Genomic DNA, 6,693 nt, shown 5'->3' with positions numbered 1-6,693 from the left:
GTGGATGGAGCTACCGCTCATCCCCCGTGAACACGAATTTCGGCATCTCCCATTTGTAGCGCACCGCGAGCAGGCGGAAGCTGATGCCGAGGATGAAGGTCAAGATCGTCCAGAGTTCGGCGTTGATGCTGAGGCCGAAGGCGGTCGCATAGAACAGGCCGGTCACGACCGAGACGCTGGCGTAGAGCTCGGAGCGAAACAAGAGCGGCACGTCGTTGCAGAGCACGTCGCGCAACACGCCGCCGGCGCAGCCCGTCACCATGCCCGAGACGATGACGATCGGCAGCGAGACATCCATCTGCCAGGCGATGTCGCAGCCGGTCATGGTGAAGACGACGAGGCCGATGGCATCGAGCACGATGAAGGCGAACTGAAGCCGGTGCACGAGGCGCGCGACCAAGATGGTCAGCAGCGCGGCAGCGCCGGGAAGCACGAGATAGATCGGGTTCGCAACCCAGGCCAGCGGATAGTGACCGAGGAACAGGTCGCGCAGCGTGCCACCGCCAAGCGCGGTGATGCTGCCGAGCATGCAGACACCGACATAGTCCATGCTGCGCCGCCCCGCAGCTAGCGCCGCGGTCATGCCCTGCGCCGTCAAGGCAACAAACGCCAGAAGATGCAGCACGCTATCGCTTGGCGGCAGGCTCCACATCGCTTTGTTCCCTTATTCCCGCCGTGGAACTTACGTCCGCGGTTCCAGGATGAACAAGGGTTCATCCGGAATTAACAGGTTCCCGATTCCTGACGCGGGGGCAACATGCGACGAAAGCATCAGAGGGGCGGAACAGAATCTCGCATCTATGGGTTGTCCAGCCGCCATAATCGAGGAGACCCAATCGATGGCTGACGAGCGTTTTCCCAACGATCCGTATCGCCCGAATCTCGCCGATGATGAGTATCTCCGTGCGGCGCGACGGGATGCCGACCTTCAGGCCGACCCCGAGCTGGGCGAAGGCCCCGCCTCCAGCGGCAAGGTCGCACTGTTTGCCGTGGCTGTCGCCCTGGTGCTGGGCGCCGTGTTCTATGGCTTGAACAACACGACCACGGGCAACCAGGCGAGCAATGAGCCGGCGACGAAGACCGCCCAGCAGGCTCCGCCGACCAATCCAGCGGCGCCTCCCGGCATGCGCGACGTGACGCCGCGCAACAACGCCGCGCCGGGCGTGACCACGGGGGCTGCGCCGAGCAAGCCGGCCGCGCCGGATCCGGCCGCTCCGTCTGACGGCACGAAGGCTCCGTCTGACGGCGCGAAGTAAGACCACAACTGTCATCGCCCGGCTCGACCGGGCGATCCAGTACTCCGAGACGGTCGTGGTTGAACAGACAAGCTGCGGCGTACTGGATGCCCCGCCGCCGCCCCAGTCCGCAATTGCGCACAAGGCGGGGCATGACACCGAGAGGACGAGCGAGCGGCGGGACACAACATCCCGTCGCTTTTCGTTTGGCTCTATTGCTTGAGCATGATCCTTCCGGAAAACCGCTGCACACTTTTCCGGATCATGTTCTAGCTGAACATCTTGTTGAGCTCGCCGCCGGGATAGCCGCTGCCGAGCTCGGTGAACGTGCCCTTCTCCGCCATCTCCTTTGCCGCGCGCATGAAGCCGCCCCAGGCGGCGCGGGCGAGCGAGCCGCCGACGCTGATCCGGCGCACGCCGAGATCTTCGGCCTCCTGCAACGACAGGCCGGAGCCGCCGATCAAGAGGTTGAACGGCTTTGGATGCACCGCCTTCACCACCGCGGCGATGTCCTCGCGGCTCTTCAGGCCCGGCGCGTAGAGGCAGTCGGCACCGGCATCCGCGTAGGCGGTGAGCCGGTCGATGACGAGCTTGAGATCGGTCACGCCCCACAGATATGCCTCGCAGCGGCCGACCAGCAGCGTGCCGCTGTCGCCGATCGCCTTGCGCGAGGCCCTGATGCGCTCGACCGCGAGCGCGCGATCGTAGAGCGGCTTGTCCTTGTCACCGGTGGAATCCTCGATCGACAGCCCGGCGACGCCGGTGCGAACACCGCGCTCGACATTGTCGGCGACCTTGTCGGGCTCGACCGCAAAGCCGCCCTCGAAATCCGCATTCACGGGAATGTCGACCGCCGAGCTCAATGCTGCCAGATGCTGACAGACGTCCTCGACGGTGACGTGATTGTCGGCCTTGCCGATGGTCCATGCAAAGCCCGCGCTCGATGACGCTATCGCCTTGAAACCGAGATGCTGCAACGCCTTGGCGCTGCCGACATCGACCGGATTGGGCAGAATGAAGCAGCCGCTCTCATGCATCTTCCTGAAGGTTGCGCGCTTGTCCGCGGTCGTGACGTGCATGTTTCTCTCCCTTGTTGGCCGCGCAGACATAGGCACGCATTCGGGGCAGCGCCAGTGCGCGCCCGGAGCGCGCTAGTGTGCGTCGTGTACTGCGCGGCTGTCTTTCGGCGCCTCGTCGCGATCATTCATGCCGTAGTCCCTGACGACGCTGGCGATGCGCAGGCGATAGTCGGCGAAGATCTGTGCCCTGCCCCTGGCCTGGGTGCGGCGGTGCTCCATCGTGTTGCGCCAGGCCTGCACGGCCGCCTCATCCCGCCAGAACGACACCGACAGGATCTTGCCCTTCTCGGTCAGGCTCTCGAAGCGCTCGACCGAGATGAAGCCGTCGATGGTTTGCAGGATCGGCTTCAGATCGGCTGCAAGGTCGAAATAAGTCTGGCGATGCTCGGGCTTGGGCCAGACCTCGAAGATCACGGCGATCATGGGCGTCTCCTGCTGACAGTGTCGTGGCCTACAATACCACCTTGCGCAGGAAGGTGCGCTCTTCCGCGAGGATGAACCTGTGTTCCTCGGCGAAATGGAAGTTCGCCATGCCCTCCGCATCCTGGCGCAGCCGGGCGCGATAGGCCTCATAGGCGGCCAGGCTCTCGAAGGTGATCAGCGCGAAGGCGATGTTGTTGGTTCCCTCGTGCGGCATGAAATAGCCGATCAGGTCGCCGCCGCATTTCGGGATGATGGTGAGCCAGCGTTTTGAATATTCCTCGAACTGCGCGCGCTTGAACGGATCGAGCTGGTAGCGGATGAAGACGGTGACGGACATGTGAGGCTCCTGTGTTTCCACATCGTCATTGCGAGCGCAGCGAAGCAATCCAGGTTGTCAGCTCCTCATCCTGAGGAGCGCGGAACGCGCGTCTCGAAGGATGAAGGCCCCGCCGGTGGCCTCGCCCTTCGAGACGCGCGCAAGGGCGCGCTCCTCAGGGTGAGGATCGGGCTTCCGATGTTGCTTCGTCATTCGTTCGCAACGACGATGTGGCAACACGCTACGCGCTTGCCCGACCGCAATGCTTCGGCTACCATCGAAGCATGAAATCAGGACCCGACATCGCCATGGTCGCCGCGCTGGTCGGCGACCCCGCCCGCGCCAACATGCTCACGGCGCTGATGAACGGACGCGCGCTAACCGCGAGCGAGCTCGCGCAGGAGGCCGGCATCACGCCGCAGACCGCAAGCTCGCACCTGGCCAAGCTCGAGGCCGGCGGGCTGGTCGAGCCGGAGAAGCAGGGCCGCCACCGCTACTACCGCCTCACCGACGACGACGTTGCCGGCGTGCTCGAAGGCCTCGCGGGGCTCGCCGCGCGCACCGGCCACATGCGCGTGCGCACCGGGCCGAAGGATCCGGCACTGCGGCGCGCGCGCATCTGCTACGATCATCTCGCCGGCGATCTCGGCGTGCAGATGCTCGACACCATGCGCGAGAGAAACCTGGTCAAGCAGAAGAAGCAGGACATCGAGCTGACCGCCGAGGGCGAGCGCTTCCTCGCCAGACATTTGCAGATCTCGCCCGACATGCTCGCCCATCCGCGGCGGCCGGTGTGCAAGGCCTGCCTCGACTGGAGCGAGCGGCGCCACCATCTCGCCGGCACGCTGGGCGCCACCATGATGCAGCGCTTCACCGAGCTGAAATGGGCCGCGCGCGACGCCACGCCCGGCAGCCGCGTGGTGAATTTCACCCGCACCGGCGAGAAGCAGTTTGCGGCGCTGTTCGGAAACGGGAAGGACTGATCACGCCGGGCGCATGAGATCGCACGTTTGCGTGTGAATTCGTGTGCTCGTCATGGCCGGGCTTGACCCGGCCATCCATCGCTTTAAGCGCAGTGTCGTTCCGGGCGATGCGAAGCATCGAACCTGGAACCTCGAGATTCCGGGTTCGCGTCTTCGGCGCGCCCCGGAATGACGGCTCCAATTACGAGATCTTCATGAACCGCTTCCTCCCGGCCGCGCTTGCCGCCGCCCTTCTCGCCGCTCCTCTCGCCTCTCACGCCGCCGACACCACTCCGCGCGAACCCTACGGCATCGCGCTCGAAGGCTTTGCCTATCCCTATCCCGTGCACCTGCTGCCTGTTGTGAACGACGGCGAGCAGCTCGCCATGGCCTATATGGACGTCGCGCCTCAGCAGCCGAACGGCAGCACCGTGGTGCTGCTGCACGGGCGCAATTTCCCGTCGAGCTACTGGGCGCCTGTGATCAGGATGCTGAGCGAAGCCGGTTTCCGCGTCGTGGTGCCCGACCAGATCGGCTTCGGCAAATCCTCCAAGCCGGCGGGCGAACTGCATTTCGACACGCTGGCGCGCAACACCATCGCGCTGCTCGACCATCTCAAGATCGACAAGGCCGAGATCATCGCCCATTCGCTCGGCGGCATGCTGGGCGTGCGCATCGCCCGCGCCTATCCCGATAGAGTCGCCCATCTCGTGCTGACCGCGCCGATCGGGCTGGAAGACTATCGCCTCTACGTGCCGCCGACGCCGACCGAGAAGATCATCGAGAGCGAAGACAAGCTCACGGCCGAGGGCTATCGCAAGCAGCTCCAGACCAATTACGCGATCAAGCTGCCGCCGGATCAGATCACGCCCTTCATCGACGCCCGCTTCAACATCAAGGGCAGCCCCGACTATCCGCGCTGGCTGCGCGCCTTCGTCAGCTCCGGCCAGATGATCTATCGCGAGCCGGTCGCGCATGAAGTCGCGCTCGTTTCCGAGCCGACGCTGTTCATCATGGGCGCCGACGACCACAACGCACCGGGCCGTCCGAACGCACCGGAGGCGCTGCGCGCGAAGATGGGACAGAACGCCGAGCTCGCGAAGGAGCTCGCCGCGAAGATGCCGAATGCGCGGGCCGAAGTGATCCCCGACACCGGYCATCTCGTCTTCCTGGAAGCGCCGGAGAAGTACCGGGAGCTGGTGCTCGGCTTTCTCGGCCGCTAGCGACGCCGGCGTGTCGCCTGGAGCAGGATGCGGGCGATGTTCATGCCGCATTCAGGTCATGATTGACAGATTTGGATCGCGACGTGCCGGCACGTATCTCCCCAAATTTTAACGTGTCGAATCGTGTCTTTTGATTCATTGTGCGCCGCAAGCGCGCTGTCCCAAGAATCTCCCCCAAGGACGAGAAGGAAGATCAGATGAAATATCTCTTCGCCGCCGTGATGCTCGCCAGCGCGGTCGTTGGTTTCAGCGAGGCGGCCAGCGCCGCGGAGGGCTGTGGTCCCGGCTGGTATCGTGGCCGCTATGGCAACTGCCGTCCGATGGGCGGGCGTCCGCCGGTCGTGGTCGTGGCGCCCCGCCCCGCGCCGGTCGTCGTCGTGCGTCCGCGCGGGTGCCCCTATGGCCTGCGCTGGTACGCCGGCCGCTGCCGTCCGTTCTGATCCCGTATTTTCGCATGGCGAAATGGCCGCGCGGCGAAAGCCTGCGCGGCCTTTTTCTTTTGAGCGCCCTCCAGCACGTTGGCTGGCAGGAGCGCCGAATCAAAACGGGGACCGCGAACCGCGATCCCCGTCCGGATTTCGATTGCCGAGCACTTACCAGTGGCGGCGATGCCAGTGCCGGTGGCGCCAGCCCCAGTGCCTGTGGCGCCAACCCCAGTGATGGCCACGACCGTGCCAGTGCACCTGTTCGGGCTTGAGCTGTGCGGCTTCATCGCTGGTGGTGACGGCGGGACGAGCGTCCGGGTTGCCTTGCGGCATGCGGGGATCACCGAGCGGCTGCGGCGCCAGCGGCGCGGCCTGTGCGGCGGCGGTGAACGCGGCGGCTCCCGCCGCGGCACCGAATGCGAGTTTCAGAAAATTGCGGCGTTCCATGACGTCTTCCTCTCGGGCAAGCGTTGATGATGCCGAGCGAGTGTCGGGCCCGCGATATGAACTGCGGCTGAATCGCGCGTTCAGATTCGTTGCAAAGGTGACAGGAGAGCCTGTGGCCCTACTTCTCAAACTCCTGCGCCAGCACTAGCGTCTCGCGCGTGCGCGTCACCTCGGGCCAGTCGCGGTTGAAATCGGCGACGAGCTTTTTCAGTGCGTCACCCCTCAGCATCGCCGCGAGCTTGGCCTCGTCGTCGAACTGATACATCGCCTGGTGCAGCGAGGGATCGTCGAGGCTCCAGAAGCGCCAGGCTTTGCTCACGCCGAACGCCTTCACCGCATCGGGCACATGCTCGGTCTCATACCATGTGTCGAAGGCGGCACGCTTGCTCGCGTCGGTGACGGTGGYACGGACAACGAAGTACGCTGCGGGCATGTGTTCCTCCTGTTGTTTGACCACAGCATAGACGGTTATAGTGGCGGCAACAAAAAGCCCGCGCGACGGACAATGCCGTCGCGCCGATAAGGGAGGAACGGCCATGCGCAGGATCATCACGGGGCTCGCTGCGATCGCCTGCCTGTGGCC

Annotated in this window: 10 protein-coding genes; 4 read left to right on the top strand and 6 right to left on the bottom strand. The window is 64.8% G+C overall.

The window, feature by feature from the left end; genetic code table 11:
* Positions 1–10: 10 nt before the first annotated feature.
* Complete coding sequence (locus AC1D00_RS20935) at positions 11–652, bottom strand: trimeric intracellular cation channel family protein (RefSeq protein WP_025576546.1); 642 nt, start codon at positions 650–652, stop codon at positions 11–13.
* A 187-nt stretch (positions 653–839) separates the two neighbouring features.
* Between AC1D00_RS20935 and AC1D00_RS20930 the strand changes: the two genes are divergently transcribed.
* Positions 840–1,256 (top strand): hypothetical protein, encoded by a 417-nt coding sequence (locus AC1D00_RS20930; RefSeq protein WP_167771420.1) that lies wholly within the window; start codon positions 840–842, stop codon positions 1,254–1,256.
* Between the two features lie 248 nt (positions 1,257–1,504).
* Here the strand turns inward: AC1D00_RS20930 and AC1D00_RS20925 are convergent, their stop codons facing one another.
* The 3 genes from AC1D00_RS20925 to AC1D00_RS20915 all read right to left on the bottom strand — a co-directional run bounded on the left by AC1D00_RS20925 (position 1,505) and on the right by AC1D00_RS20915 (position 3,074).
* Positions 1,505–2,314 carry an isocitrate lyase/PEP mutase family protein gene (locus AC1D00_RS20925; protein ID WP_477011972.1) on the bottom strand — a complete coding sequence of 270 codons (810 nt, stop codon included), beginning with the start codon at positions 2,312–2,314 and terminating at the stop codon, positions 1,505–1,507.
* Positions 2,315–2,386: 72 nt separating this feature from the next.
* Complete coding sequence (locus AC1D00_RS20920) at positions 2,387–2,737, bottom strand: antibiotic biosynthesis monooxygenase family protein (RefSeq protein WP_092192740.1); 351 nt, start codon at positions 2,735–2,737, stop codon at positions 2,387–2,389.
* A 28-nt stretch (positions 2,738–2,765) separates the two neighbouring features.
* Positions 2,766–3,074 (bottom strand): NIPSNAP family protein, encoded by a 309-nt coding sequence (locus tag AC1D00_RS20915; protein WP_404557191.1) that lies wholly within the window; start codon positions 3,072–3,074, stop codon positions 2,766–2,768.
* A 263-nt stretch (positions 3,075–3,337) separates the two neighbouring features.
* On the opposite strand from AC1D00_RS20915, the gene AC1D00_RS20910 reads away from it, so the two are divergent.
* From AC1D00_RS20910 to AC1D00_RS20900, 3 genes are all read left to right on the top strand, one after another.
* Positions 3,338–4,036 (top strand): metalloregulator ArsR/SmtB family transcription factor, encoded by a 699-nt coding sequence (locus tag AC1D00_RS20910; protein WP_404557192.1) that lies wholly within the window; start codon positions 3,338–3,340, stop codon positions 4,034–4,036.
* Between the two features lie 194 nt (positions 4,037–4,230).
* Positions 4,231–5,238 carry an alpha/beta fold hydrolase gene (locus AC1D00_RS20905; RefSeq protein ID WP_477011971.1) on the top strand — a complete coding sequence of 336 codons (1,008 nt, stop codon included), beginning with the start codon at positions 4,231–4,233 and terminating at the stop codon, positions 5,236–5,238.
* Positions 5,239–5,435: 197 nt separating this feature from the next.
* On the top strand, positions 5,436–5,678 hold the full coding sequence (locus tag AC1D00_RS20900) for a GCG_CRPN prefix-to-repeats domain-containing protein (protein WP_027549234.1): 243 nt from the start codon (positions 5,436–5,438) through the stop codon (positions 5,676–5,678).
* A gap of 153 nt (positions 5,679–5,831) precedes the next feature.
* On the opposite strand, the gene AC1D00_RS20895 is transcribed toward AC1D00_RS20900, so the two are convergent.
* Positions 5,832–6,110, bottom strand: a complete 279-nt coding sequence (locus AC1D00_RS20895) for a twin-arginine translocation signal domain-containing protein (RefSeq protein WP_135178145.1) — start codon at positions 6,108–6,110, stop codon at positions 5,832–5,834.
* A 118-nt stretch (positions 6,111–6,228) separates the two neighbouring features.
* Positions 6,229–6,543, bottom strand: coding sequence for a hypothetical protein (locus AC1D00_RS20890; protein ID WP_477011973.1), 315 nt, complete (start codon positions 6,541–6,543; stop codon positions 6,229–6,231).
* Positions 6,544–6,693 lie beyond the last annotated feature (150 nt).

It is taken from the genome of Bradyrhizobium sp. P2_E8, assembly GCF_056403875.1.
The sequence above is the reverse complement of the archived record's forward strand: the minus strand, read 5'-3'. Positions and strand labels throughout refer to the sequence as shown.